The sequence below is a fragment of the Pelotalea chapellei genome (assembly GCF_018531195.1).
In the GTDB taxonomy this organism is placed as follows: domain Bacteria; phylum Desulfobacterota; class Desulfuromonadia; order Geobacterales; family Pseudopelobacteraceae; genus Pelotalea; species Pelotalea chapellei.
Map to the genome: position 1 here is coordinate 49,662 of NZ_JAHDYS010000009.1, position 26,402 is coordinate 76,063.

General features: G+C 54.1%; 28 protein-coding genes. 10 read left to right on the forward strand and 18 right to left on the reverse strand.

The genetic code is table 11. The features are described from left to right. Positions 1–36: 36 nt before the first annotated feature. The 4 genes from KJB30_RS10640 to KJB30_RS10655 form a co-directional block, all read right to left on the reverse strand. Entirely contained in the window at positions 37–231 is a 195-nt protein-coding gene (locus KJB30_RS10640) for a hypothetical protein (RefSeq protein WP_214298953.1), read from the reverse strand. Between the two features lie 38 nt (positions 232–269). Then, positions 270–740 (reverse strand): VOC family protein, encoded by a 471-nt coding sequence (locus tag KJB30_RS10645; RefSeq protein ID WP_214298955.1) that lies wholly within the window; start codon positions 738–740, stop codon positions 270–272. Positions 741–886: 146 nt separating this feature from the next. Then, complete coding sequence (cls, locus tag KJB30_RS10650) at positions 887–2,299, reverse strand: cardiolipin synthase (RefSeq protein WP_214298957.1); 1,413 nt, start codon at positions 2,297–2,299, stop codon at positions 887–889. Between the two features lie 89 nt (positions 2,300–2,388). Further along, entirely contained in the window at positions 2,389–2,688 is a 300-nt protein-coding gene (locus KJB30_RS10655; RefSeq protein ID WP_214298959.1) for a Rieske (2Fe-2S) protein, read from the reverse strand. A 364-nt stretch (positions 2,689–3,052) separates the two neighbouring features. Here KJB30_RS10655 and KJB30_RS10660 point away from each other — a divergent pair, with 364 nt between their 5' ends. The 3 genes from KJB30_RS10660 to KJB30_RS10670 all read left to right on the forward strand — a co-directional run bounded on the left by KJB30_RS10660 (position 3,053) and on the right by KJB30_RS10670 (position 5,822). Then, positions 3,053–3,859 (forward strand): hypothetical protein, encoded by an 807-nt coding sequence (locus KJB30_RS10660; RefSeq protein WP_214298961.1) that lies wholly within the window; start codon positions 3,053–3,055, stop codon positions 3,857–3,859. Positions 3,860–3,942: 83 nt separating this feature from the next. Beyond that, on the forward strand, positions 3,943–4,281 hold the full coding sequence (locus tag KJB30_RS10665; protein WP_214298963.1) for a P-II family nitrogen regulator: 339 nt from the start codon (positions 3,943–3,945) through the stop codon (positions 4,279–4,281). 59 nt (positions 4,282–4,340) lie between these two features. Next, complete coding sequence (locus tag KJB30_RS10670) at positions 4,341–5,822, forward strand: ammonium transporter (RefSeq protein WP_246545633.1); 1,482 nt, start codon at positions 4,341–4,343, stop codon at positions 5,820–5,822. Positions 5,823–5,976: 154 nt separating this feature from the next. On the opposite strand, the gene KJB30_RS10675 is transcribed toward KJB30_RS10670, so the two are convergent. From KJB30_RS10675 to KJB30_RS10685, 3 genes are all read right to left on the reverse strand, one after another. Continuing rightward, positions 5,977–6,486, reverse strand: a complete 510-nt coding sequence (locus tag KJB30_RS10675) for a septal ring lytic transglycosylase RlpA family protein (RefSeq protein WP_214298965.1) — start codon at positions 6,484–6,486, stop codon at positions 5,977–5,979. Positions 6,487–6,582: 96 nt separating this feature from the next. Next, on the reverse strand, positions 6,583–7,476 hold the full coding sequence (locus tag KJB30_RS10680) for a complex I NDUFA9 subunit family protein (protein WP_214298967.1): 894 nt from the start codon (positions 7,474–7,476) through the stop codon (positions 6,583–6,585). 70 nt (positions 7,477–7,546) lie between these two features. Further along, positions 7,547–8,035 (reverse strand): YqaA family protein, encoded by a 489-nt coding sequence (locus KJB30_RS10685; RefSeq protein ID WP_214298969.1) that lies wholly within the window; start codon positions 8,033–8,035, stop codon positions 7,547–7,549. A 207-nt stretch (positions 8,036–8,242) separates the two neighbouring features. Here KJB30_RS10685 and KJB30_RS10690 point away from each other — a divergent pair, with 207 nt between their 5' ends. From KJB30_RS10690 to KJB30_RS10715, 6 genes are all read left to right on the forward strand, one after another. After that, the gene (locus KJB30_RS10690) at positions 8,243–9,268 is read left to right on the forward strand and encodes a helix-turn-helix transcriptional regulator (RefSeq protein WP_214298971.1); all 1,026 of its coding nucleotides are present in this window, start codon (positions 8,243–8,245) and stop codon (positions 9,266–9,268) included. 281 nt (positions 9,269–9,549) lie between these two features. After that, on the forward strand, positions 9,550–10,692 hold the full coding sequence (locus KJB30_RS10695) for a class I SAM-dependent methyltransferase (protein ID WP_214298981.1): 1,143 nt from the start codon (positions 9,550–9,552) through the stop codon (positions 10,690–10,692). Then, a complete protein-coding gene (locus KJB30_RS10700) occupies positions 10,693–11,337 on the forward strand; it encodes an HAD family hydrolase (RefSeq protein ID WP_214298990.1) in 645 nt (214 codons plus the stop codon). Positions 11,338–11,376: 39 nt separating this feature from the next. Then, positions 11,377–11,826 carry a ferritin family protein gene (locus KJB30_RS10705; RefSeq protein WP_214298992.1) on the forward strand — a complete coding sequence of 150 codons (450 nt, stop codon included), beginning with the start codon at positions 11,377–11,379 and terminating at the stop codon, positions 11,824–11,826. A gap of 96 nt (positions 11,827–11,922) precedes the next feature. Further along, positions 11,923–12,798 (forward strand): LysR family transcriptional regulator, encoded by an 876-nt coding sequence (locus KJB30_RS10710; RefSeq protein WP_214298994.1) that lies wholly within the window; start codon positions 11,923–11,925, stop codon positions 12,796–12,798. Positions 12,799–12,883: 85 nt separating this feature from the next. Next, entirely contained in the window at positions 12,884–13,804 is a 921-nt protein-coding gene (locus KJB30_RS10715) for an AEC family transporter (RefSeq protein WP_214298996.1), read from the forward strand. 124 nt (positions 13,805–13,928) lie between these two features. Here the strand turns inward: KJB30_RS10715 and dtd are convergent, their stop codons facing one another. The 6 genes from dtd to KJB30_RS10745 all read right to left on the reverse strand — a co-directional run bounded on the left by dtd (position 13,929) and on the right by KJB30_RS10745 (position 20,061). Beyond that, entirely contained in the window at positions 13,929–14,366 is a 438-nt protein-coding gene (dtd, locus tag KJB30_RS10720) for a D-aminoacyl-tRNA deacylase (protein ID WP_214298998.1), read from the reverse strand. Positions 14,367–14,426: 60 nt separating this feature from the next. Next, positions 14,427–15,686, reverse strand: coding sequence for a glycosyltransferase family protein (locus KJB30_RS10725; RefSeq protein WP_246545634.1), 1,260 nt, complete (start codon positions 15,684–15,686; stop codon positions 14,427–14,429). A 269-nt stretch (positions 15,687–15,955) separates the two neighbouring features. Continuing rightward, complete coding sequence (gene selB, locus KJB30_RS10730; RefSeq protein WP_214299000.1) at positions 15,956–17,866, reverse strand: selenocysteine-specific translation elongation factor; 1,911 nt, start codon at positions 17,864–17,866, stop codon at positions 15,956–15,958. Continuing rightward, positions 17,863–18,195, reverse strand: a complete 333-nt coding sequence (locus KJB30_RS10735) for a hypothetical protein (protein ID WP_214299002.1) — start codon at positions 18,193–18,195, stop codon at positions 17,863–17,865. The genes selB and KJB30_RS10735 overlap by 4 nt, the downstream gene beginning before the upstream one ends. A 188-nt stretch (positions 18,196–18,383) precedes the next feature. Continuing rightward, the gene (locus KJB30_RS10740) at positions 18,384–19,100 is read right to left on the reverse strand and encodes a response regulator transcription factor (protein ID WP_214299004.1); all 717 of its coding nucleotides are present in this window, start codon (positions 19,098–19,100) and stop codon (positions 18,384–18,386) included. Then, positions 19,090–20,061, reverse strand: a complete 972-nt coding sequence (locus KJB30_RS10745) for a sensor histidine kinase (RefSeq protein WP_214299006.1) — start codon at positions 20,059–20,061, stop codon at positions 19,090–19,092. The genes KJB30_RS10740 and KJB30_RS10745 overlap by 11 nt, the downstream gene beginning before the upstream one ends. 150 nt (positions 20,062–20,211) lie before the next feature. On the opposite strand from KJB30_RS10745, the gene KJB30_RS10750 reads away from it, so the two are divergent. Beyond that, positions 20,212–20,691 (forward strand): hypothetical protein, encoded by a 480-nt coding sequence (locus KJB30_RS10750; protein WP_214299008.1) that lies wholly within the window; start codon positions 20,212–20,214, stop codon positions 20,689–20,691. A 54-nt stretch (positions 20,692–20,745) separates the two neighbouring features. Here the strand turns inward: KJB30_RS10750 and KJB30_RS10755 are convergent, their stop codons facing one another. The 5 genes from KJB30_RS10755 to KJB30_RS10775 are packed head-to-tail and all read right to left on the reverse strand — an operon-like array spanning position 20,746 to position 26,281. Further along, positions 20,746–23,289: a helicase C-terminal domain-containing protein gene (locus tag KJB30_RS10755; protein ID WP_214299010.1), complete on the reverse strand. Its 2,544-nt coding sequence runs from the start codon at positions 23,287–23,289 to the stop codon at positions 20,746–20,748. Positions 23,290–23,340: 51 nt separating this feature from the next. Continuing rightward, positions 23,341–23,859 carry a chromate transporter gene (locus tag KJB30_RS10760; RefSeq protein ID WP_214299012.1) on the reverse strand — a complete coding sequence of 173 codons (519 nt, stop codon included), beginning with the start codon at positions 23,857–23,859 and terminating at the stop codon, positions 23,341–23,343. Next, entirely contained in the window at positions 23,859–24,413 is a 555-nt protein-coding gene (locus KJB30_RS10765) for a chromate transporter (protein ID WP_214299016.1), read from the reverse strand. The genes KJB30_RS10760 and KJB30_RS10765 overlap by 1 nt, the downstream gene beginning before the upstream one ends. A gap of 25 nt (positions 24,414–24,438) precedes the next feature. Next, positions 24,439–25,752, reverse strand: a complete 1,314-nt coding sequence (gene rimO / locus KJB30_RS10770; RefSeq protein WP_214299237.1) for a 30S ribosomal protein S12 methylthiotransferase RimO — start codon at positions 25,750–25,752, stop codon at positions 24,439–24,441. A 43-nt stretch (positions 25,753–25,795) separates the two neighbouring features. After that, positions 25,796–26,281, reverse strand: a complete 486-nt coding sequence (locus KJB30_RS10775; protein WP_214299018.1) for a YajQ family cyclic di-GMP-binding protein — start codon at positions 26,279–26,281, stop codon at positions 25,796–25,798. Between the last annotated feature and the right edge of the window lie 121 nt (positions 26,282–26,402).

Sequence of the window (26,402 nt, forward strand, 5' to 3'; positions counted from 1 at the left end):
TTCATCTTCACACTCTAAAAGCATCTATAGGTCTGCTCAAGAAGAAGAACCAGGTTCCTTTCTGGTGTAGAACCGAATAAGGAATTCTGCATCTTTTGGTGAAACATCAAATTTGAAGATGGCTTTCTGGACCAGCGGCATAATTGGCTGGTCCGGGTTTTCTTCCATAGTGCAAGAAATCCATTTTACTGCGCGTCGTATCTCTTCACCCTCCGGCAGCAGATCATGCATGGCAGTTGACTCCTTATTCTTCATTATCCTTTAGATGATTATTTCACTGCCTGATTACAGGCTTCTTCGGCTCCTTTCCGGATTTCTTCCGGGGTTGGATCCTTTGTGTGGGTGGCGAGAGTCCAGCTGTAACCGAAAGGATCTTGAATGGCACCGATGCGATCCCCCCAGAACATGTCCTGCACAGGCATCCGCTCTTGGGCTCCAGCTTCAAGAGCTCTCCTAAAAGACTTATCCACATCCTGAACGTACATGTACAAGCTGATCGGGGATCCGCCAAGTGTTTCCGGGCTTCTACATTCTTGTTGCGGGTTCTCCTCTCCAATCATGATAATTGAGCTTCCTACCTGGATTTCTGCGTGCATGATGCCTTTGCCGTTGGGGCCCGGCACGATCATGCGCTCATGTGCATCCAGCGCCTGCTTGTAAAAATCTATCGCTTTGCGGGCGTCCTTGAAAATAAAAATCGGGGTGACACTTTGATATCCTTCGGGGATTGGTTGTGTCATGGCGAATTCTCCTTTGTGGGAATTGCGGCTCATTTTTTTAAACCGCCGGCACCTTTTCTTTAATTGTAGTGTTCATACAGGCGGAGCGCAACCGGAATGGGAATTACTGAACGGCATATCCATGCATGATCGGAACTGTTTTAAGACTAGAGGTAGGGCGAAAACAGGCGGGCAAAGTTATCCCGAAGTTTTTCCGGCAGGCTGCGTAATTTTAAATCGCTGATTGTAATAATGCGGGAAGAGTTGATGGCGTTTTCAAAATGCTCTCTGATCTTCAATGCAAAGCTGCTGTCAATTATGCTCAGGTTTAGCTCAAAATTGAGACGAAGGCTTCTGGCGTCCAGGTTGGCAGATCCGATCAGGGTACAGATGTCGTCCACCAGGAAGAGCTTTGTATGAACAAAGGGGGCGGGCTGATAATAGAAATGTACTCCACTTGCCAGTAATTCATCCAGCAGCGCCCTTGTGGCCCAGTGGATAAAGGGGATGTTGTTCACTGCCGGCAGCAAAATATGGACATCGACCCCGCGCAAAGAGGCGATTGTCAGGGCTGATACCATGGTACGGTCAGGTACAAAATAGGGTGTCATAACATAAATGCTTTTTGATGCGCAGGAGATGGCACCCAGAAAAATCTGCTCGAGTTTCCTGAACTCCTTGTCCGGTCCATCGCTGATGCAGCGGGCGATGACACTTCCCTGTGGTTTGATAGAGGGGAAAAAGAGCGATGGATCTTTAATGCGTTCACCAGCAACAAAATGCCAGTCTTCCAAAAATGCACGCTGCAAATCACTGACTACTGGGCCTTCGATGTGAAAATGCATGTCTTGAACGGCGGTTTGAAGATTGGTGCGGGAGATCTGGTGACGACTGCGGATATTCATTCCGCCGGTAAAGGCCTCCTGGCCATCCACAATCAGCAGTTTGCGGTGATTGCGCAAATTGATGTAGGCACCGTGACGCAAGGGTAGGAAACGTTTCAGATGCACAGCCGAACCTGCCAGAGCAGTACGCGGTGACACTATGCTGTATTTCTCTCCTAGAGCATCAAGAATCACCCTCACTTCGACACCTCGTTCAGCCGCCTTCTTCAGGCGATCGACAAAAACAGCACCAATTTCGTCCACCTCAAAAATGTAGCTGCTGAGATTGATGGTTTGGCGTGCGCGGTCGATGGCATCCAACATGGCAGGATAAGCTTCTTCACCATTGATGAGCGGGATGACACTGTTCCCATCCTTCAAACGGGTCTGCACTATGTGATCGGTGAGGGTGCTGAGGTCGATTAAGTGTGCGCTGCCGGCAGGAAGGTGTACCGGTTGATTGTCCTGATCAAGTGGATAAATTGCGATTCCACTGATCCTGCGCCCGCTCTTCTGCCAGATACGGGCCCTTCGGGAGATGCGGTTAATTCCGAGGCACCAGTAAAAGAAAGGACCCAGCAGCGGCAGGGTAAGGCACAGGCTCATCCAACCCAGTGCAGAGCGCGAATCACGTTTATGGAGCAGGGCATGGCCGGCAGCCAGGCAGGATAGGGAGGCAATGATAATGCTGCACATTATGATCAGCGCATGGTTCAAGGTTGACCCGTTATAGTTCGATGTCGGCTGAAGATTGGCTGTAAGTGTTCTCAGGAAGATGTGGCTGGTTAATCCAGCTCCACCAGGATCTCTTCTCCGTTGACCTGAACCGGATAGGTTTTCAGGGTGTATTCAGGGTGATCAGCGCAGGTTCCATTGGCAAGGTTGAATCGGTATCCATGGCGGGGGCAGGAAATCGAGCCCTCTTTGACGACACCGGCTGTCATGGGACTGCTCTGGTGAGGGCACTCATTTTCACAGGCATAAATAGTACCCTTGACATTGATAAGTAGTATTTCGCGGTCCGACACGGTTACTACTTTTTTCCCGAAATTTGGAACGTCACTCAATTTGGCTGCAGGTATCATCTCGGTTCCTCCTTGGATTATTCTTATTGTTTCCACCGTACCTGAAAAATCAGGTGAGTCAATTTCTTTTGCCTATTCTTTGGGCGCTTAATCAGGGAAGGCTCTCACAGGGATTGCTGCTTTATTAGCAGAATTCACCTGAAAAAGAAAATTGTTGCACATTCTTTAAGCACAGAATAGTGACGCAGAATCGCGGCAATTCTTTTTCATTAAGTAAGTTTCCGTAATTACAGGCAAATCTAATATGGCACGATGGATGCTATAGAGGGATAGAAGCGAAATAGATCTGTTGTGGCCACGACAGGTACTTTGCAGAGCATGTAATGACCTTGCATCACATTCAACGACGAAAAGGAGAATACCAATGGATATCAGGAAGATTTTGGCAGCAGCAGGCATGATCATGACTCTGTCATGCGGAACAGCATTGGCTACCCCCTCTACCCAGATCTGGATTCCTTCACCGGATGTCAAAGGTTTTAAAGATGTCCATATCGATGTAGATAACTACATGCGTCTCTCCCCCAAAGCCGATGCCGGCCCTAACTACTACAATCTCGGTGTGAGCGCAGGTGTGCTCCCTTTTGAAAATGTGAAGCTCGAAGTCGGAGCTGATATGATTGTGAGCGGATTTCAGAACGATAATCAGGCAGACAATCACCCATTTTATTTCAATGCCAAGCTGGGTACTCCTGAAGACGGCTTTGGCATCAAGGGCCTGCCTGCCTTTGCAGTTGGTGCCTTTAACCTCGGTACTTATGACAGACCTGATAAAGGGCTCTCCACCCGCCAGAACATAGTCTATGGCCTTGTGGGCAAGACCTTCCCGGTCATCGGTCGCCTGTCGGCAGGCGGCTACCACGGCTCGTCACGGGCGTTGGCTACTCCCGGTAATCCCAGCGGTACGGACAATAATAACGGTATTCTGGCCTCCTGGGACCGCAGTATGCCTGAGATTTCCGACAAGCTCTGGCTGGCGGTGGACTACATGAGCGGTAACAATTACAACGGCGAGATTTCCGTCGGTGGCTCCTGGGCCTTCTCAAAACAGGCTTCGTTGCTGGTCGGTGTTGTTTTCTTCAACCCTTTTTACAATATAAGCGCCGCAGACAATGGCGCTTTGCCCGGCGGAAAGCCGGCTCTGACCACCCAGCTGGATATTTCTTTCTAGGCAGTGCCTCCTTTAATTCGGGGGCCGAAAAGCCCCCGCCTTTTCAGGAGTGATCGTTATAAAAGCAAGTAAGGAGGCAGGCAATGAAACTTGTGGAAGCGATAATCAAGCCCTTCAAAATGGATGAAGTTAAGGATGCCCTCAATGAAATAGGCATCGAAGGTATTACTGTCAGCGAGGTAAAGGGATTCGGCCGGCAGAAGGGCCACACGGAACTGTATCGTGGCGCCGAGTATGTGGTGGATTTCATACCCAAAATTAAAATGGAAATCGCAGTGCCTGATGAACTTGTCAACAAAGTGGTGGAGACAATTGAGAACACCGCCAAAACCGGCAGAATAGGTGACGGCAAGATTTTCATCATCCCACTTGAGGAAGCAGTAAGGATCAGGACCGGAGAAAAGGGCACCGACGCTATCTAAGGAGCCTGTGTGACTTCTAGAGACATCTGCCGGCGGAAAAACTTAAACGGAGGCTGTTTATGAAACTCAGAATTTATTTTGCAGCAATAATGCTCATACTTTTGGCCGGACTGATCCCGGTTTCCGCCATGGCAGAAGAAGTAAAAAGTGCCGCATCTGCTGAAACAGTTGCAGCACCCGCTGCCACGGCGACCCCTGCCGCCACTTCGGCGACACCGGCAGCTGCCGTTGCAGCCCCGGCTACACCGCCCGACGTCAAGCCGGTTCTCAATACCGGTGATACCGCCTGGATGCTTGTCTCTTCGGCTTTGGTACTGCTGATGATTCCGGGACTGGCTCTTTTCTACGGTGGCATGGTTCGTCAGAAAAACGTGCTTTCTACGATGATGCATTCTTTTGTTGCCATGGGGATCGTCGGGGTACAGTGGGCCGTGATCGGTTACTCCCTCGCCTTTGCCCCTGACTTGGGCAAGATGGGCCTGGTAGGTGACTTCAGCAAGTTTATGCTTGAAGGGCTGATTGTGATGAAGGATGCTGCCAGCGGCACGGTTGAATGGACCCTGTTTCAGAATTATACCAAGGAGCCCGGTGCAATTCCTGAACTGGTCTTTGCCATGTATCAGTGCATGTTCGCAATGATCACGGTAGCACTGATCTCAGGTGCCATGGCCGAGCGTGTGAAGTTCTCCGCATACTGCGTATTCGTGCTGCTCTGGACAACCCTGGTTTATGATCCCCTTGCCCACTGGGTCTGGATGACCGATGGATGGCTCTTCAAGAAAGGTGCTCTAGACTTTGCCGGCGGAACTGTAGTCCACCTCTCCTCAGGTATCTCTGCTCTTGCATTCCTCATATTCCTGGGAAAACGTCACGGATTCCCACAGGAGCGCATGGCACCCCATAACTTGCCATTTACTTTGCTCGGCATCGGGCTGCTTTGGTTCGGCTGGTTCGGGTTCAATGCCGGTTCAGCAATCGTCGGTGCCAATAATTCCGATGCAGCCGGCGGGTTGGCAGGTCTGGCCTTTGCCACCACCACCATTGCCCCGGCCGCTGCAGGTCTGTCATGGATGGTTGCAGAGTGGATCCATTCCGGCAAGCCGAGCGCACTTGGTTTCGGTTCGGGTGTTGTGGCTGGCCTGGTTGTAATTACTCCGGCTGCCGGCTTCGTACAGCCGGGTGCAGCCATTCTGATGGGGCTGGCTGCGGGTGTTGTCTGTTATGGTGGCGTTCTGCTCAAGGCAAAACTCAAGTACGACGATTCACTGGATGCCTTTGGCGTGCATGGCATTGGCGGAACATTCGGTGCCATTCTAACCGGCGTGTTTGCAACAGTTGGAGCTACCGGACTCTTGGCAGGAAACGCAAAGCAGCTGATGATCCAGTTGATCGCTGTTGTTGCTGCCGGAGCATATGCCTTTATCGTGACCCTGGTAATCTCCTTTGTTCTCGATAAAACCATTGGTCTGCGTGTTGACAAAGAAGATGAGATCATGGGTCTTGACCAGACACAGCATTCGGAGTCCGGTTACAATATGTAATCTTCGGGTTTGAAGTAACGTGAAGAACAAAACAGCCGCTAATCTCGAGATTCGCGGCTGTTTTTCTTTGTCGGAGCAATTAGGTACAAAAAAAGACCGATCTCATCGCGGAGACGGTCTTTCTAAAACTTTTAAAATTTGCTGCCGTTGGGTGTCAGGCCGGTTCCTCTTCTGAACCGTCCAGTAACGGAACAATGACAACTTTAATCTTGCCCTTGCCCAAAAGGCCTATTTTTTGAGCAGCAGCGCGGGAAAGATCGATGAAAGGGAACGGTTTTGCAGCGCAACGGTCATTGACTGTGACTTCCACAGCCTGGCTTGTTGCAGGATTTATTACTCGCACCACCGTGCCCAGCGGCAGGTTGTGATGTGCGGCGGTCATCTTTTCCGGACGATAGCGATGGCCGGAGGTGGTTCGTTTACCGGTAAAACGGGAGGCGTAATAGGAGGCATACCCTCTTTTTGCTTCCCTGGGGCTGCTTTTGGTGATCAGCTCCTCCAGGGGTGAATCGGGAGGATTGGTGAGTTCATTCAGTAGCGCATCGGAGCTCTCGGCCAGCTGATCATCGACTGTCAGTAATTCGGCATTGGCTGCTGCGGCGCTGAATGCCAGAGTACAGGCGAGAACGGCGCAGAGCTTTTTTCCTATAAAATTCACATTCATAGAAACTCCTTAGCGGTATCTTATACTATACCAGAGCGGGATGGTCAAGTTATGAACGTGTTTCAGCGGATTGGCTTGCTTAGGAGCCTATCGGACTTAGGAATGACAGGCTCCTAGGTACTCACGAATTCCTGCCTCAAAGGAAATTGGTTCGAAGTTGAATGTCTGCTTCCAGTTACCATCGCAGATGTTTTCCTCCAGCAGCATCTGCAGTTGGTCCATTGTGATCGGAAAAGGAGGGAGGTGCTGCATGACCGGAATGACCAGCTTCATCAGTCCTAACGGTAATTGTGGTTTGAACGGAGCTGGTCTGCCCATGGCGGCGGCTATCCTGTCCAATAGTTCTTGATAGGTGAAGCGATCGTTGCCGCAGAGCTCGTAACTCTGCCTCACTGTTGCGGGCAGTTCCAGGCAGAGAGTAAAACAGCGGGCCACATCATCTGCATGGATAGGTTGTAGCCGGTACTTCCCGTCTCCCATGACCGGCATGACGGGCGCCAGGCGGAGGTTTTCCGCCAGCATGTTTACGAAGGCATCCTTGGGACCGAAAATAAGCGATGGGCGCAGGATGGTCCAGGAAAGGCCGCTGGCCCGTACCAGCTCTTCCGCCTTGAACTTGGTCTTATGATATTCGGAGACGGCATCGGGCCGGGTGCCGAGGGCAGACATCTGCAGATAACGATCGATTCCTGCTTCCCGGGCCATGGCCAGGGCGTTGGCGGTGGCTGTAACGTGCAGGCGCTGGAAGGTCGTGCCTTTGGATGGGAACTCGCGGATGATGCCGACCAGGTTGATCAGTGCCTGGCAGCCTTCGGCCGCCCCCCCCAGGGTCTCCATCCGAGTGATGTCGCCTTTGACCTGCTCCACTCCATCTTCCAGTCCGTCAGTCTGGCGGTGAACCAGAAGGCGCAGTTGGTGACCCTTTCGCAGCAGTTCTTTACGCAGGTGACTTCCGACAAAGCCTGTGCCGCCGGTGATTAAGATTTTCATGGTCTGCTCCTTGTCCTGTAATTTTACTACAGGCTGTTGAAAAACATACCAAGGGGGATGAACAGCCTGTTCAACTGATGGAGCGCAGGGTTATCCATGCGATGACTGCATAGCGCAGCAGTTTTCCCGATGCGACCAGACCACTGAAGAACCAGAAATTAACGCGCATCAGCCCCCCCACCAGGCAAAGCGGGTCCCCAATGACAGGTACCCAGGAAAAAAAGAGAGAAAAAATGCCATAGCGCTGGTAGTAGCCACGGGCCCGTTCCTGCTGTGCCTGGGAAATGCGGAAAACTTTTTCGATCAGCCAGCTGCCGCCATAAAGGCCGACCAGCCAGGTGGTGGTTGCGCCCAGGTAATTTCCGGCAGTAGCGGTCAGAATGGCCGGCAGGGGAGGGTAGCCCTTGGCCAGCATCATCACCAGCAACCATTCTGATCCCATGGGGATCAGTGTCGATGCCAACAGGCTTACCAAAAACAGCGAGCCGTATCCGGGCTGATTGAGCCAACCATGGGCTGCGACAATATATGTCAGAAATGTGTTGTCAATTTGCTCCATATAATTACAATGCCTCTTCGTAAAATTGATTAGCCTCAATCTTCCGCCTAAGAAGTTTCTCCCCCTTCAAGTACCCTCTGGGGCATAAAGGGGAGGGAGATATAAGCCATCGAAAGATAAACGCTAATCTAGTTGCAAAGCCATAAATTGATTCTTATTTATCGGTGGACATTGTAACGGGAAATAATATTTCGGCAAGGAGCGAATATGCAGAAGGGGAAACCGGCTAAAAAGTATTCCCAGGCGGGGCGGCTGCACAGGATCATTCGGATGCTGGAAGTGCGACGCGGCCTGACCCTGGATGAGCTTGCGGAAGAGTGCGATGTTGATCGGCGTACCATTCATCGCGATCTGAAGGCCGTTGAGGAGGCTGGCTACACACTCACCAGCGAATGGCAGGAGGGTAAGAAGTGCTACAGCTTCCTGACAAAGTCGCGCCACCTGCCGCCGATCACCTTCACCCTGAACCAGCTGATGTCTCTTTATCTGCTGCGTTCCCTGGGAGTGTACCTGGCCGGAACGCCCTTTCAAGGCGAGATTGAAGAGGTCTTCCACAGTATCAATTCCGTATTGCCGGACCGTTATGTTGCACATCTGGAGCGTATTGCGCGAGTTTCCCTGCCGGTCCTGCACGGAGCCCGGGACTACAATGCTGCAGCAGCCTACATGGGGGAGCTTCAGCGGGCGCTGCTCCACCAGTTTCGGGTGCAGTTGAGCTATGCAAAAAAAGGGCTTCATGCGACCGAGGAATATCTGCTTGATCCCTACACGCTGGTTTTTCACAAGGGTGGAGTCTATCTTCTGGGATATGCCCATAATCGCGGAGGGATGCGGCTGTTTGCCCTGGAGCGCGTGCGCGGGGTCGAAGTGACTCGCCAGCGTTTCGAGCTTCCGGAAAAATATGCACCCGAAGAGCACTTTGATAGCGCTTTTGGACTGGTAAGTGATCGCAAAATGAATGTGGTTGTACGTTTCTCTCCCGAGGTTGCCCATGCGATACGTGAGCGCATCTGGAGACCGGGACAAAAGCTTGAGAGCGACGGAGAAGGCTATCTCAGGCTTGAGTTTCAAGCTGCCGGCGAAATGGAACTGGTATCATGGATACTTTCCTATGGCGCCCACGCCGAGGTGCTGGAGCCTCCCGAGCTGCGTAGAGAGGTCAAGCGGCAGGTGCGGGAGATGCGCCAGTTTTATCGCAACAAGGACAAAAAGCAGGAATTAAAAGGTCGTTGAAAAACAGCCATCTCGCCGCCGTCCTCGAAAGCCGCCTTGTGGCTTCGGCCTAAAGCCTCACCCTTCGGGCGCCTTCGCGGTCCACTTTCACACGTGAAAGTGTGCGACGGATTATGCTCATGCCTCCGCGGGACTTTCTCCGGATGTGACGATCTGACTATTTTTGAAGGACCTGAGTTTTTCAACAGTCTGATAAAGCGCTAAACGGCATGTTTGACAAGCGTGGCAGGCTGCATTATAACAATGCTTCTTTATTTCCCAGGAACTTACGGAACTGACATATGAGTGACCACCAGCAGCTGCACGACATTATCGCCGCCCGCATTGCAAAAGAGGGACGCATCACCTTTGCTGCTTTTATGGAAGCCTGTCTCTACGAGCCGGAGCTTGGTTATTATACTTCTGCAGGTCGCAAGGTGGGTGCAGAGGGAGATTTTTACACCAGCATTTCCGTGCATGCCGCCTTTGGCCGGGTGATTGCCAGGGAGATGGCCCAGATGTGGCGCAGTATGGGGTCTCCCGCAGAGTTTACCCTGGTGGAATGCGGAGCGGGTAACGGCCGGCTGGCTTGCGACATCCTGGACTATCTCGCCGAACGGGAGCCGGTGATGTATGGCGGACTCTCTCTGGTGCTGGTCGAGCGGGAACCGACACTGGAACAGGCCCAAGCCCGGCTGTTGGCGCAGCATCTTGAACATGTACGCTGGCTGGCGCCCGATGAATTTTACAGCGGCTCATTCACTTTCAGCGGCTGTCTGTACAGCAACGAACTTGTGGATGCCTTGCCGGTACATCGCGTGGTGATGACCGAAGAAGGCCTGCAAGAGGTCTATGTAACCCTCAAGGATGGTGAGCTGATGGAAGAGGCGGGAGCGCTGTCGACTCCGGCCCTGGAGGAGTATCTGCAGCGCCTCGGCATTCAGCTCCACCCTGGCAAGCAGGCGGAGATCAACCTGATCGCCCTGGAGTGGCTGACCACGGTAGCGCAAGCACTGCAGCAGGGTTTCATAATGACCATCGATTATGGCTATCCGGCAGAGGAGCTGTTCGCTCCCCACCGCATGCGGGGTACGCTGCTCTGTTACCATCGTCACCAGACCGAAGAAAATCCGTATATCCGCCTTGGTCAACAGGATATTACCTCCCATGTGGATTTCACCAGTCTGATGAAACGAGGTGCGGAAATTGGTCTCCAATCAGAATGGTTCGGAGAACAGTACCGCTTTCTGATGGCCACCGGCATCATTGAGGAGCTGGAGGAAGTGGAGCGTTCGGATGTTTCCGAAGAGGAAAAACTTCGCATACGCCTTGCTTTGAAAAAGTTGATCATGCCTGAGGGAATGGGAGGCATTTTCAGGGTGCTTGTGCAGTCCAAAGGAATCGCTGAACCGCGTCTGCTCTGTCAGCGCCGGATCGGAGGATAGATGCAGTCTGCCGGCGCCGTTGCAATCAGGGCCATAGTCTTCGATCTGGACGGGACATTATACGTCTCGCCTGAATTTGCCGCAGTCATCCAGGAAGCTGCAGTTATCTATATGGCTGCTTTGAAGGGAATGGAGCGGGATGAAATGCGGGCAATGATGGCCGCCACGCGCGCCAGGATGACCGAGGAGAGCGGTCTTCAGCCAACCCTGTCGGCCGTCTGCACTGAGCTTGGCGGAAACATCATCGACCTGCATGGTTTCTTTAGCAAATACCTCAAACCTGAAGAGTGTCTGGTGCGCGACGACCGGGTGGTAACACTGCTGGAAAGGCTTCGAAGCAGATATGGCCTGTATGTCTATACCAATAACAATCACTCGGTAACGACCCGAATTATTGACTGCCTCGGTCTTGACAATATATTCAGCGCTGTCTTTGCCATAGATGATCTGTGGATAGGCAAGCCGGACGAGGCAAGGCTGGATCAGATACTGAAAACCATTGGGCACGCACCGGGGGAGGTACTTTTTGTCGGAGACCGCTTTGATGTGGATCTGCGGCTTCCGGAACAGAAGGGGTGCCCGATCTATCTCAGTCAGAGCGTGGATCAATTGCTGCGGCTGGATGCACTACTGAACAGCAACTAGTCATTTGAAGAAAAAACATATTCCAAGGAGGATTTCAATATGAGCAACAATAAGGAAATGCTTGACGCCATTATGCGCGCCATTGAGTTGGAGAAGGAAACGTTTGATTTTTATGTGAAGGCCGAGCACAAGACCTTTAATCCCGCGGGAAAGCGGATCTTCAAGTGGCTTGCGTCTACCGAGGAAGCTCATTACATGAAGCTGTCGGACCTGTACAACTCCCTGCATGAGAGCGGACGCTGGGTTTTTTATGGCGGCTCGGATTTCGGCCTGGTTCCGACTGGCGATGAGCATCAGGTTACCTTCGAAACCGATGATATCGAAGCCCTTCAGATTGCCCGGGACATCGAACAGCGTGGCATCAATCTGTACGAAGAGATGATTGGAAAGGCCAGCGATCCACAAGGCAAGTCAATGCTGGAGACTCTCAGGAATGAGGAGATTGAGCATCTGCGGATCATCACGGAGAAGCTTGAAACGTTGAAGTAGGATATTAACCTTCAGGGGCGGCCAGGTCTGGCCGCCCTTTCATTCCTCTGCTGTACATCTTCTGCCTGCAAGCAACTGAACCAAGAGAACCCACCAATGTCCCTTCGCAATCTTCAAATTATAACCGCCGTCGCTCGCAAAGGCAGTTTTGCCGCGGCTGCCGATTATCTTGGTCTGACCCAGTCAGCAATCAGTCTGCAGATAAAGAATCTGGAAGAGGAGCTGGGCGTACTGCTGTTCGAGCGTAGCGGCCGCAGTCCCAAGCTCAACGCCAACGGCAGACTCGTTGTTGACCGGGCCGAGGAGATTCTTTCGCTGTACGACGGCATCAAGGAGGAATTGGATCCTTCCGGCAGAGTGGGGGGGACGTTGACTCTGGGGGTGGTACCCACCGTGCTGACCGGCCCACTTCCTTCGGTTTTGGGGCGGTTGCGGAAACAGTACGAAAACCTGAATGTGCGTCTGTTATCAGGACTTTCTGCCGAACTGTTCAGCAAAGTGGAGGGTGCCGAGCTGGATGCCGCGCTTACGACCGAACCGCCTTTCGCCGTGCCGCCCCAGTACGAATGGCAGCCGTTCGATGTGGAGCCGTTTTTCATGGTGACACCGATGGGTACCGAGGCCGGCACCATGGAGGAGTTATTCAGGCGCTTTACCTTTGTGCGTTTTGACAAGACCGCCTGGGCCGGGGCCATGGTGAATGGCCAACTTGTGGCCCATAACATCCGCCCGCGCGATGTGCTGGAGATCGATTCTCTGGAGGCAACCCTGCACCTGGTGGAGCAAGGCCTCGGCATTGCCGTGGTGCCGCTCAACAAAAAGCGCCTTATGCAGGCAAGGAGTCATTTCAGTTTAACTGAGTTTGGTTCTCCCCAGCTGACCCGGCGGGTGGGCATGTATCAGAGGCGGCGTCATCCACGTAAAACATTGACGGAACTGGTTTTGAATGAGCTGTGCCGGGAATGTGGATAACAAGTAAAACTCATGCTTAATGCAATTATTATCAACTATTATTTATGAATTTGCGGTGCTATCTTCCTTCTCAGGAGGGTAACCCATGCTTGCCATAAGCGACATACTCACACCAGTGCTGGCAATGATCCTGGTTGGTTTCATCCTTCAGCGCACTAACTTCCTGCATCCCTCATTTTGGCCATCAGCCGAAAAATTGACCTATTTCCTTCTCTTGCCGGCAACTTTGATCCACAGCCTCGCCGGCAAAAAAATTAGTGATCTGCCCTGGCTGAAAATGGTAATGACCGTGGAAGGCGCGGTTATCGCCAGCGCACTGCTGGTGACGCTCTGGTGGCTGACACACCGCCACATGGAAGGAGCCGCCTTCACGTCGCTCTTCCAGGGGGGGGTGCGCTTCAACACGTTTGTCGCACTGGCGTTGGTGGAAAACATGTTTGGCCGCGATGGCCTGATGCTGGCAGCTCTTGGGGCCGGATTCATGATTGTTCTGATCAATGTGCTGTGCGTGTCGGTATTTTCGCTTGCTGTTGGGAACAGGGGAGGGATGGATCTGCGGCGGCTTTTAAACGACCTGCTGCGCAATCCGCTCATTGTTGGCTGCGTGATCGGGGTGGGGTTGAATGTTGTGGGGGTCTCGCTGCCCAAGGCGGTTGACGGCCTGCTTGCCTTGACCGGGAAAGCGGCCTTTCCTTTGGGGCTTATGGCAGTGGGAGCCGCCTACCGCACCGGCTCTTTGCGTATGCACTGGCAGCCGCTGGCAGTTAGCAGCACAGTTCAGTTCCTCTGCAAGCCTCTGATAGCATGGGGGCTGGCCACGCACCTGGGGCTTTCCGGGATGGCAACAGGTGTGGCGGTCCTGCTCTTCAGCGTACCGACCGCCCCATCGGCCTATATCCTTTCCCGCCAGATGGGGGGCGACCATGACGCCATGTCCGCAATCATTACCGCCCAGACCTGCATGTCCTTCATCACGTTGCCACTTACCATTTGGCTGCTGCGTTGAAAACTGGCACTACAGGGATCCTTCGGTACATCACCATACCGGCACCGCTCATGGAACTGAGCAACGAGGCCAGGAATGCGATCGACTATCCTGGGAAATCACGCTGGGTAACGTCGTCATATCATCATTTCTCCAGAACAAACGTCACTGGTCCGTCATTTACCAAGTGCACTTTCATGTCGGCTTGAAAAATGCCGGTTTCTACCGGTACATCCAGTCGTCTGGCTGCTTCTACAAAATAATTGTACAGTCGTTGCCCTTCATCAGGTGGCGCGGCAGTATCGAAGGAGGGACGTTTGCCCTTGGCGCAGTTGCCCGCCAGGGTGAACTGGGATACGACCAGCAGACTGCCCCCTACATCCTGCAGGGAAAGGTTCATCTTGCCTGATTCATCTTCGAAGATACGCAGGTTCACGATCTTCTCCGCCAGCCAGTCTGCCTGAGCCTCGTCATCACCCTTTTCCACTCCAACCAGCACTACAATGCCTTGGCCTATGCGGCTGACCACATTGTTGTCAACGGTAACGGAAGCGAAACTGACACGCTGAATAACGGTTTTCATTGTTGGTTCTCCTTGCAGATTGGCTGCTCCATTTGTTCAGGTACCAAGTAATAGTGCATTTTATACTCCCTGCATGCTTCGTAAAAGCTCAAGCTGGTTGCTCACGGTTTCTCCTGACGTAAGACCTGCTTGATCCAGTAAAGGTCGTACCGCCTGCTCGGGGGAGATGCGTGGCCAGGCACTGTCGGTCAGATGGTGCATCAGGCGCATGGTGCGGAATGCATCGAACCAGCCGTGAAAAGCGGTTATCAATCGTTGCCGGTCGGGATTGTGGCGTCTCAGGTTGTCCCAGGCCGCCCCAAAACCGGTCTGTTCCAGATAGCTTCTCAGGTGTGGCGAAATCGATCCCGCCGCCTGCTCAATTTCATCTCCATCACCACTGGAATTGTTTGTAATCAGGTGTAACCACTCCCCCAGTATCCCAAACAGCTCCGGCTGATAGAAAAGCAGTTGCTGTTCGCCCTTGTTGAGCATATCGCCCACGGCCCGGCCGGTACCGAAAGGAACCCGGTGGGAAGAACGTGGTGATGGATGTACAGTCGTGCCGGACAGGGGAGCAACTCCGGCGGTCTTGTGCACCTGCTGGAGAAAATAGAAATCTTCCCCTGCCAGGCGCTTGTTCATACCTCCGCTGGCGACATAGGCCGATGCCCGGCTTGCCATGGCGCTTCCCACCGTATGGAAGGCCCAGGGGGAACCGGCCTGTTCCAATCCCAGAACATAAACACGCAGGAAGAGTTCGTAACGGTCGATAGCCGCCTGGCTCTCGGGAGTGGCAGCAGCACGGTGGCGGTAAGGAAGGCTTGCTCCCCCTGCTGTGGCACTTTCAAAATGATGAGCAAGGGCTGACAGATAGTCGGGTTGTACAATCGTGTCTGCATCGAGACAGATCAGCAGAGGATCGTAGCTGTTGAATTCAAGATGATTCAGAGCCAGGTCGAGCCCGATTTTGCGGGCCAGACCCACTCCCTGCTTGTGCGGCAGTTCATGTCCGGGGGAAGCGGCATCCACCCACCTGAGATGTTTCAGGCCATACTCACGCTTCCATGCCGGCAGTGCGGTCAGGGTGGCCAGATTGTCGGCCTGCTCAGCGGGCGAGGCATCGGCACGCTGGTTGACGACAATCAGGATCAGGAACTGTTCCAGTAGTTCAGGGGGATTGGTGGCAATCGATTGCAGGGTGTGGGGAAGGTTGTGAAACTCGGCCAGACTGGGAATGACCACCGCTCCACGGTATGAAGCAACGGGTGGTTCATTGAGGTGGCAGTGATCGTAAGAAACATGTTTGGCCAGGTACGCTGCGATGTGGCGGGGTATCAAGATGAAGCCTTCGACATTTTTCTGAATTTAACCAAGTCGGTATAAGAGGATAATTTCAAGCTATTCCTCGAGTCTTATGGTATTGGGAGCATCCTCTATCGTATCGAATTCGGAATTAACCTTCATGCTTTCTTTGCGCACCTTGAGACTCACTTTCATCAGTTGTCTCCGGCGCTGCTGTGCGGAACCCGCCATATTATTCTGGCTCAATGCTTCGCGTATAATGCCTGTGCGAGAATCATAATCCTGCCCCATAAAGTCCTCTCTTACTACCTTTTCCTCGCCACCCGCTTGTCTCCTACCCGGATGGTTACTTTTTCACCGTCAAAGTACTCCAGTAGCGGAATCAGAAACTTGCGGGATAGCCCGGTCAGCTCGCGATATTCAGGCGGGGTGATCTCGCCCTTCTCTCGCAGGTGGTCCACCAGCTTGCTGCGCAAGCCGTCCAGTGCCGATGTAGCATAGAACAGGTCGCTGGAGATGCGCGCAGCGTCACCGTTTCTGACCAGCAAAGCCAGGTTGTCGCGGACGGTTTTTTCGTCGCAGCGAAAGCGTTCCATGATCTCCTTGATCGTGGGGGGCTCGATACCCTTTTCCTGCAAAAATACCGCGATCTTGCCGCCGAGGCCATCGACAGCCATATTTTGACGGATGGTCTGGCCTGCCGGCTTGACGATATCGCGGTCGGCCAACACCACACCGTCCCGCTCCAGGGCAGAGAGTAGCGGAGCAAAAAATCGGGCGTCGCTTCGTTTGGGCAGGCGCGTCTTGAGTTCTTCCTTGCCCATGCCCTGCTTGAGCGGATTGGCCGCCAGGAACGTCGTCAGTTCCGTCAGCATTCCCTGCTTGAGCTGTTCCAGCGCTTCCCGTGCCAGAAACAGCCGTGGCTCACGGTTCATTTGAAGAATCGTGCCTGATGCGAGCAACGCTGCCAGAGCGGTGTCAGCAGCTTTGCGCGGAATACCGGCGCGGAGCAGCAGGTCATCGTAGGAAATGCCGGTCAAGAGGCTCTGGCTGATGATAAGCCGGAGTGTTGCCTGATGTTCGGCGGTATCCAGCGCTTCCAGCAATTGCAGCGCATCGTCGCTCCTGCGGCGCCGGCTTGGCGGAAACGGATCGAGGGTCACGCCACCACCGATGGTTACCTGTGGTGAAAAAGCCCGCAGGATGTAGCTGTCGCCGGAAAGCAGCAGTGCCGGTTCTTTCAGGCGCAATTGGGCGTAGGCGCTTTCCCCCGGCTGGAGCGTGTCACGATCAAGCAGAATCACCTGGGCCGGCACCTCATAGGTGGCGGAGTGCAGGCGCACCGTCGCGCGATGCTTCAGCATGCGCGGAGCAGAAGCCAGGTAGTCCAGACGCACATCTACTGCCCTTGTAGGACGAAACAGACCGCGCGGCACCACCACGTTCCCCCGGTGGGCCTGGTCAAGATCGATCCCCTGCAGGTTCACTGCCAGCCGCTGGCCTGCCTGGCCGGTTTCGACTTTTTTTCCATGGGCTTGAATACCGCGTACTTTACCCTCGCGGCCGGAAGGGAGCAGTTCGATTTCATCACCCACATGTATTTCGCCGGCCAACAGGGTGCCGGTGACAATGGTGCCAAAGCCGGCCATGGTGAAAACGCGATCCAGCGGCAGACGGAACTGCCCTTCGCGTCTCTTTTCCGCAACATCATCCGCCAGGCGTGTCAGTTCTATCCTCAGTTTTTCCAGTCCTTCGCCGGTACGGGATGATACGGCGCATATCGGTGCTTTTTCCAAAAAACTGCCGGCCACGAAATCACGAACTTCCTCTGTGACCAGATCCAGCCAGTCCCGATCAACCATGTCGCACTTGGTTAAAGCCACCAGGCCGCTCTTAACTCCCAACAGCCGCAGGATGTCCAGATGTTCCCTGGTCTGGGGCATGATGCCTTCGTCAGCGGCGATAACAAGTATGACCAGGTCCATGCCGCCCACGCCGGCTACCATGGCGCGGACAAATTTCTCATGCCCCGGTACATCGACGATGCCGAACCGGATTCCTCCTTCAAGCTCAAGATGGGCAAAGCCGAGCTCGATGGTGATGCCGCGGGTTTTTTCCTCTTTCAGTCGATCGGTGTCAATGCCGGTCAGAGCCTTGACCAGCGAGGTCTTGCCATGATCGATATGTCCGGCCGTGCCGAGAATCAGGTGCTTCAAGGTTCTTCTTTCCCTTCACCGTTATCTGCTCTGCGAGCTTTGGCTTTATTGCGTAGCACCAGTTGCAGGGCGAGGTCGGCAAACACCAGAGCAGTGACAGCCAGGAGATATGCTGATCTTGCCTGGAAGTACCCCAGACAGTTGAAGAACATGTACAACGCAACAATGGCTGGTAAAAGTCCGCGGATGCTTCTGATACCTGATACGGCAATCTCCGGATCATCCACGCCGGCCAGCAGGCGGGGTGCCATATGGTAGCCGAGGGAAGCATTCAGCAGCACCAGCAGGGTATTCAGCAGAAACAAGGGGAGTTGATATTGTTCAATCATGGAAGTCCTTTTAGTTAAGATGTTTTTTGAATCCGTGACGCTGGAATGCCGGAGTTAATAATTACCTACCCGCCACATGCCGATGGTGCCAGGTGCCCTTCGCCAGACAGTTTCCTATTCCCGGAAGCCCATAAATAGGCATTCCAGACAAGTGGAAGCGTGAAGGCGTCACGATTCTGGATAACGTGTTAAGGTTGTTCACGCCCATCCCGGTTAAACCTGTACCCAACTCCCCGCACTGTCTGGAAATGGATCGGTTTGCCCGGATTGGGCTCGAAGTATTTGCGCAAGCGGACAATGAAATTATCCAGCGTGCGGGTTTCTGTATCGTTCGTATAACCCCACACCGAATTCAGCAGAGCTCCGCGGGGGATGATTTCTCCTTCTTTTTGAAAGAAAAGGGACAGAACCCGCACCTCCATCTCGGTCAGGTCAATTTCCCCTTGGGCAGTTCTGGCCCGATAGGAGAGCAAAAAGACTTCATTGTCCCCGAACTGGTATCCTTCCTCCACCGGGTCCGGGCGGTACCAGGAGGAACGCCGCAGCATGCCTTTGACACGCAGGAGGAACTCCACCAGGTTGAATGGCTTGGTAAGGTAGTCATCAGCGCCGTTTTCAAGTCCCTGTACCCGATCAGTATCTTCCGATCGTGCGGTCAGCATCAGTATCGGCACCCTGGCATCCAGTTTGCGCACTGCTCTGCACACCTCGAAGCCATTCATGCCGGGCAGCATCACATCCAGAATGACAAGATCGAAATGCTCCATTTCCAGGGTTTTCAGTGCTTTTTCCCCGGTGTCGAAGTGGCTGACGCGGCAACCCTCCTCCTCCAGATTGAAGCAGATGCCCCTGGCAAGGTGCATCTCATCTTCCACAAGCATTATGTGGGGTTTGTCAGTGGTCATCGGTTCTCCGGGCTGAGGAAGTCAAACCCGCTGCGGGAATCCTGATCGTAAAGGTGCAGCCCCGGCCAAGGCCGGGGCTCTCGACAGTCACACTGCCATTGTATCCGGTGATGATGCTGTCGACGATATACAATCCCAAGCCGGTTCCGCGCACATTTTCTCCAGCAGTCTGGACACGGTAGAACATGTCGAAGACCTTCTTCAAGTCTTTTTTGTCCAGGCCCCGTCCCTTGTCCTGGATCGACAGGTGGAGCGTATTTCCCGAGCGGTTAAAATGCACGGTGAGATCCGGGCTGCCCGGAGAATAGAGCACAGCATTCTCAAAAAGATTGCGCAGCACCATGCCCATCTCTTCCGGGTCGATCATTGCCTTGAGTCCTGGTTCGCTTTCCAGGGTGATGCTGCCCCCCTGGGGAAGATTGTCCCGCTCCCTCTGGACATACTCCGCCACCATTGCCGAAAGGTCGGTCAGGCGTCGTTCGGCAGGTTTGCGGCGCTGTTCCAGCCGTGCGGCCATGAGCAGATTGTTGATCAGGTAGTGGAGCCGTTCGGTATCGGCCAGCATGGTAGTCACAAAACTGTTCAGCTTTTCAACGGGAGGGTGGCGCAGCCGGATGGTCTCAAGGTGGAGCTGGATTGAGGCCAGCGGCGACTTGAGCTCGTGGGTGACCTGGGAGATGAAGGTGCGCTGGTGGTGATAGAGGTTTGACTGGCGGTTCCAGTAGACGAAGATGATGTACACCCCGGCGAGGATGACGGTCAACATTACCAGTCCCTCGACCATGACCAGCCAGTTGATGCCCTCCCCCAGGAGCTCTGGCCGATATTTTTCCGCCAGGGCGCGAATTTCCCGCTGTTTGCCGATGAACCAGTAGATCCAGAAAATCACCACGGTGATCCAGACCAGCTGGATTGCGATGAGAGCCATGACAGGATGGAATATTTTGCGGAGCAGCTTCATTGTACCTCTGGTTACATACCACTGTTATGGTGAAACAACGGGAAATAAGGGGGCAGGTGGCACAACTTTGAATGCTTGCCTCAAACCCTGTTATTCTGTTATAAACTCCGGGCGCAATCAGCGCAATCTGATACCTCAGCGGAGATAGCAATGTCGAGTTTCAATTTCAAGCGCCTCAACCACACCCTGACGATCTACCGGGTTGTTCAATTCATTCTGCTGGCCCTGCTGGCATTCATGGCATTCATATTTCAGAACCGTTACGGCCTGCTGGGCAAGCCGGATCATTTCTTCAAAAGCCTGATCTTTTCAATCATCATTCAGATGTTTCTGGTGTATCCACTCTATCGCCTTGCCTGGCGAGATGCAGGAATAGAGCTTGACAGCAGCGTACTGGGACTTTCCGTGGATGTGCTAAAGGCTTTGCGTAAAAAAAGGCTGCTGAGCGATCTGTGGAAAATATCGGTGATACTCTTTTTCCTGATCTTCGTGGTCCGCGCGCCTGGCGCCGAAAAAATGGGCACACCTTTTTTCCAGAGCACAGCCCTCTTCTCATTTCTGCTGATCTTTCTGACCTATTTCCAGTGTTTCAACTTCAGCGCCAAAAAGCGCATGAAACAGGTGAGCTGACAAAAAAACGGTGACGGGGGTACGAGGAGACGAGGTTGTACCCCCTTCACCCCTTCACCTTTTCACCCCTTTACCCCCTTGCCTCTTCCCGTCTTCCGACATTCCAAAAAAACTTTCCATTCTTTTAAAAATGTCACCCGAATCCCCGGTTGTCAGCGTCACCTTCGGTAATGATCTCAGGAAAATCTTGCCATAGCCTTTGGTGGTGATGCGCCGATCCAGGATAAGCACTGCACCGCGATCGCTGCGGCTGCGGATCAGCCGGCCGAAACCCTGGCGAAATTTGATCACTGCCTGGGGCACGGAAAAATCGCGAAAAGAATCCCCTCCCGTGGCGTCGATTTGCTCGGAACGTGCCTGCTGTACCGGTTCCGTGGGAACCTGAAAAGGGAGCCGGGCCATGATCACCAGCCGCAGCGCCTCCCCTTTTACATCGACCCCCTCCCAAAAGGAATCGGTGCCGAAAAGTACGGCGTTACCCTCCTTGCGGAAATGGGCCAGAAGCGCGTGCCGCCCGATTTCGCCCTGTTTGAGTGTCGCCAGGCCGAGTCGGGCCAGATCCGGTGCCAGGGCAGCGTAGGTTTTGTTGAGCAGGTCGTAGGAGGTGAAGAGGATGAACGCGCCACCCCTGGAAATGGCACAGGCCTGCAGGATGCGCTCTTCCAGCGCAGTGCGGTACCCCGGAGCAGTCGGTTCAGGCATGTCATCAGGAACTGAAACAAAGGCTTGTGAATCATAATCAAAGGGGGACGCGAGCTGCAGCTCGGCCAGGCGGTCTTTCGGCAGCAGGCCGAAGCCGGAACGTTTCTTGAGGTACTTGAAGTCACCGCCGATCGTCAGGGTGGCAGAGGTGACAATGATGGTTTTGAGTTTGTCCAGGATCGTTTCCTTGACCTGGCCCGAGATATCCAGCGGTGCAGCGCAGAGCCTCGCCTGGATGCCGCGAGAGTTGCGGTTGACCTCCAGCCAGCGGCAATACCCTTCGGCATCGGCACTGCAGAACAGCAGGCTGTCCACCATGGCCTGCAGGCGCCCTTCGATGCCGGCTATATCGACCAGCTGATCTGTCAGCCGTTCGCGCACCTTGTCCGGCAGCCCCTCACAGCGGCGATTAAGGGTGCGGAGAGCCGAGGTGTACTCGCCGATGGCGTCAGCCAGAACATGCAGCCGTTGGCGGCACTCCTGCCAGAACGCGCTCTTTTCAATGGCCGGGGTAATGCGTAATTTCTGTTCCCTGCCAGGGGCATTGCCGGTCTCGTGTTCCACGGCAAGCGCCAGCCAGTCCATGGTGGTTTCAGTCAGACCGGCAAGATCGTGGGCCTTGGGAAGCAGGTGGGTTTCCAGCAGTCCGGACAGCTCGTTGTACAGCGCGTCGAGCGATTCCGGCAGGTCGCGGGCCAGCCGGTTGGAGATGATTGTCAGCAGTCCGCTGCGATTGGCTTTTGCCGGCACCAGGCGGTGCAGTTGCTTGAGGATACCGCCCCGGGAGATCATCAGCGACAGGTGGCTGGTAGCCACATCCTCCAGGTGATGCCCCTCATCGAAGATCAGGCGGGTAAATGGGGGCAGGATTGCGGTGGCATCATACCCGGTCTCCTTGCGCAGAACGATGTCTGACAGCAGCAGGGCATGGTTGGCAACAAGAATTTTGGCGGCCGAGGCTTCTCGCCGGGCACGGTAAAAGAAACAGTGATTGAAGTGTTTGCAGCGCGAACGGCCGCATTGGTCGGCTTCGCAGCAGACCTCTTCCCAGGTGCCGGAATGCGGGGTGAAGGTCAGGCCGCTCTTGCAGCCATCAGCCGCAGATTTGCTCCAGTCGATGATCGCAGTCAGTTCGGCTGACGACTCGTCCGGAAACAGGCTCGGCTCAGCCTCCGCATTTTCCAGCTTCCGCAGGCAGGCATAGTTGCTGCGCCCCTTGATCAGCGCCGCTTTGAACTCTACGTTTGTGTGGCGGGCCAGAAAAGGAAGGTCTTTTTTGATCAACTGCTCCTGAAGATTGATCGTGTTTGTCGAAATGACCACGCGCTCGTTGTTGCGCACTGCCCAGAGGATGGAAGGCACCAGGTAGGCAAGCGATTTTCCGGTGCCGGTGCCTGCTTCGACCAGCACAACACGATCATGGTTGAACGCCTCGGAGACGGCCGAGGCCATGGCCATCTGTTCATCGCGCTGTTCGTACCCTTTCAGGTTGGAGGCCAGCACTCCCTCGGCACCGAAGATACGGCTGATTTCATCGAGAGAGAGCTTTTCTCCTTTTTTTTCCGCAAAGGGGGTCACTACCTGGTAGCAACGGGTACAGGCATTATCCACGATGGAGCAGCCGATCCCCTGGTTGCCGCAGACAGAAGCGATATCCATGTCTGCGGCCGAGGGTGTCAGGTCGCCGGAGGGGTGATTATGGATGACAACGTCGCCACAGGCGGCACGGGAAAGGATGGCCGGGACGGCCATTTTGCTGCCCCTGGCAATGGTCTCCACTTCGTAGACAATTCCCTCAACGTTAGTATGGCCGATAAAAAAAACTTCATTGCCCGCGGCACGGGTGATCTCGTGGCGTATCAGCAGCAGTGCATCTTCTGTAAAAAAATTATTCATTGGGGATCAGGCTCTTTCACTGCAGAGGAAAACCTTTGGTTGGGGGTAATATCAGTTGATCAGCAGGCCGGTAAGCCCTGCGCCGAGAATGACCAGCATGGGGCTGACTTTGGTCCACTTGAAGATGGCAAAACCGATTGCCATGATGATGAGTTCCTTGGCGCCGGAGAGGGAGGAAACTCCCAGGTTCCAGGCAGCGGCCGCCACCAGCCCGACTACCGCAGGCAGCAGGCCGTCCAGGGTGCCTTTGATGAGGTCGATCCTTTTCAGGCGATGGTAGTTGCGCCCTACTATCAGCATCAGCACAACGCAAGGGATGAAGATGAACACCGTTGCCACCAGCCCACCCAGGAACCCGCCGGCTCTGAAGCCGGTGAAGGTGGCCAGCATGGCCAGCGGTCCGGGGGTCAACTGGGAAAGTGCCAGACCATCCAGGAATTGCCGCAGGGTCAGCCAGCGGTACTGCTCCACCATGATATGGTTCAGCAGCGGAATCAGGACATAGCCGCCGCCAACGAAGACCAGGCCGATACGCAGGTAGATCCATGCCAGGGAAACGAGCGAGGTCATCAGGCATTCTCCCTGCGATAGAGGCTCATGCCAAGGGACCAGAGCGCTGCAGCCAGCAGTACCCAGGCGGCATTGAAGTTGAGCAGCACTGTTGCGCCAAAGGCCGCCAGGGCCATCAGGGCGCCGTTTGCACCTTTGATCTGTTTGCGCCCCATGTCGATGGCCACCACCACGATGAGGCTGATAATGACCGGATTGGTTCCCCTGAGGGCAGCCTGGAGCTGGGGCAGTTTGTTGTAGGTGAAATAGATCCAGGAGAGAAGGGACACCAGCAGGAAGGAGGGCAGAATGAAGCCGACAGCCGCAGTAACACCGCCGCGAATGCCCCGAAGATGGTGACCGGTAAACGTGCAGACATTCAGGGAAAAAGGACCAAGGATCTGGCCGAAGGCCAGGCCGTGCAGAAACTCTTCTGAAGAAATCCAGTTCTTTTCATGGACACAGATGCGCTCCACCAGGGCTACGATGGCCATGCCGCCGCCGAAGCCGGTCAACCCGATCTTGACAAATGTCAGAAAGATTTCTTTCAGGCTGACCGGCTTTGATTTGTTCATGGTAATGGGAGTCACTGAGGGGGCGCTAGACCATTTCTCCGATCAGATCGTAATCGGACGAGTCGGTGAACCTGATGGTGACGATGTCACCAACATCGGCGGTGCCGGAGGTTATGTATACCTGGCCATCGATATCAGGCGCCTGGCGGGATGAGCGGCCCTTGAGAAGCAGTTCGGTCTCCTCGCTGTAACCTTCGACTATGACCTGTTCAGTCTGGTCGATCAGCGCACGGTTACGGCGGAAAGAGAGGCGTGCCTGGGCCCGCATCAGCTTGCGGTAGCGCTCGCGCTTGATGCGCTCGGAAACCTGTTCAGCCATGTCGGCAGCAGGTGTGCCCTCTTCCCGTGAATAACAGAAGACTCCCAGGCGGTCGAATTGTGCCTGCTCCACAAAGTGCATCAGGGTGCTGAAATCTTCAGCGGTTTCGCCAGGGAAACCTACGATCAGCGACGTCCGCAGGGAAATGCTCGGGATCTCGTGGCGTAGCTTGGCGATGAGGTCTCGTATCTGCTGCTCTGAACTTCTGCGTTTCATCCGTTGCAGGACCGGATCACTGATGTGCTGAATCGGGATATCCAGGTATTTGCAGATCTTCGGTTCGTCACGGATCAGGGCGATCAAACTATCGCTGATGCCGTCGGGATAGGCGTACAGCAGGCGTATCCATTGAATACCTTCAATTGTAACCAGTCGGCGCAGCAGGGTTTCCAGGGTGGTGCCGTCTCCCATGTCGCTGCCGTAGCGGGTAATGTCCTGGGAGATGATGTTGAGTTCCTTGACGCCTCTGGCTGCAAGTTTCTCCGCCTCAGCCACGAGGGCTTCAACAGGGCGTGAGCGGTAAGCACCGCGCAGTTTGGGGATGATGCAGTAGGAACAGCAGTTGGAGCATCCTTCACCGATCTTGAGGAAAGAGTACCAGCCGGGTGAAGAATTGAGGCGTGGCAGGTTTTCATCATAAACATAATCGGGATCACCGATGTATCGCAGCTGTTCAGTTGTGCCCGCTTTTTCTGCGAGTATTTCTGCGATACGGGGATAATCTCCGGTGCCTATGAAAATATCAACCTCAGGCAGTTCCTTGGCCAGCTCATCCTGGTAGCGCTGGGGAAGGCACCCGGACACGATCAGTGTGTGACAGTGGCCATCGTGCTTGCGCTCGGCGAGGTCAAGGATGGCATCGATGCTCTCCTGTTTGGCCTCCTTGATGAAGGAACAGGTGTTGACGATGATGACATCAGCCTCTTTCTCGTTGGTGGTGATCTCGTATTCCTCCCGGGAGAGGACTCCCAGCATGACCTCGGCATCCACGAGATTTTTGGGGCACCCCAGGCTGACCATGCTGACTTTCTGTTTTACGCTTTCGCTCAAAATTTCCCTCGTATTAATCCCTGAAGTTGGTGAACTGCATTTCTACGTCCAGATCCTTGCCCTTTAAAAGCTGGATTGCATCCTGCAGGTCATCCCGGTTCTTACCGGTAACCCGTACCTGATCATCCTGAATCTGGGCTTGAACTTTTAGTTTGCTTTCTTTTATGACGGCGATGATCTCCTTGGCTTTTTCCTTGGAGATCCCTTGCTGAACCGTGATTATCTGGCGCACCATCCCTCCTGAAGATGGTTCGACCTTGCCATATTGCAAGGCTTTAATGGAAATGTTGCGCTTGAGGAACTTGGACTGGAGCACATCGATGACTGCTTTCAGCTTGTAATCATCGTCGGCCAGCACTTTGACCGCATCATTTTCCTGTTTGATCTCACTCTTGGAACCCTTGAAATCGTAACGTTGCCCGATCTCCTTGATGGCCTGGTTAACGGCATTATCAACTTCCTGCATGTCAACTTTTGAAACGATGTCAAATGACGGCATTTTATCCTCCGGAAGAATAAGTTGCAGAGACTGCGAAGGCATCATGAGAAAAGAGGAGGTGATGAGAGGAAGGCAAAAGCACTGCTTTTGATGCTTCGTGATGTTCTCCGTGTCCCTGCGG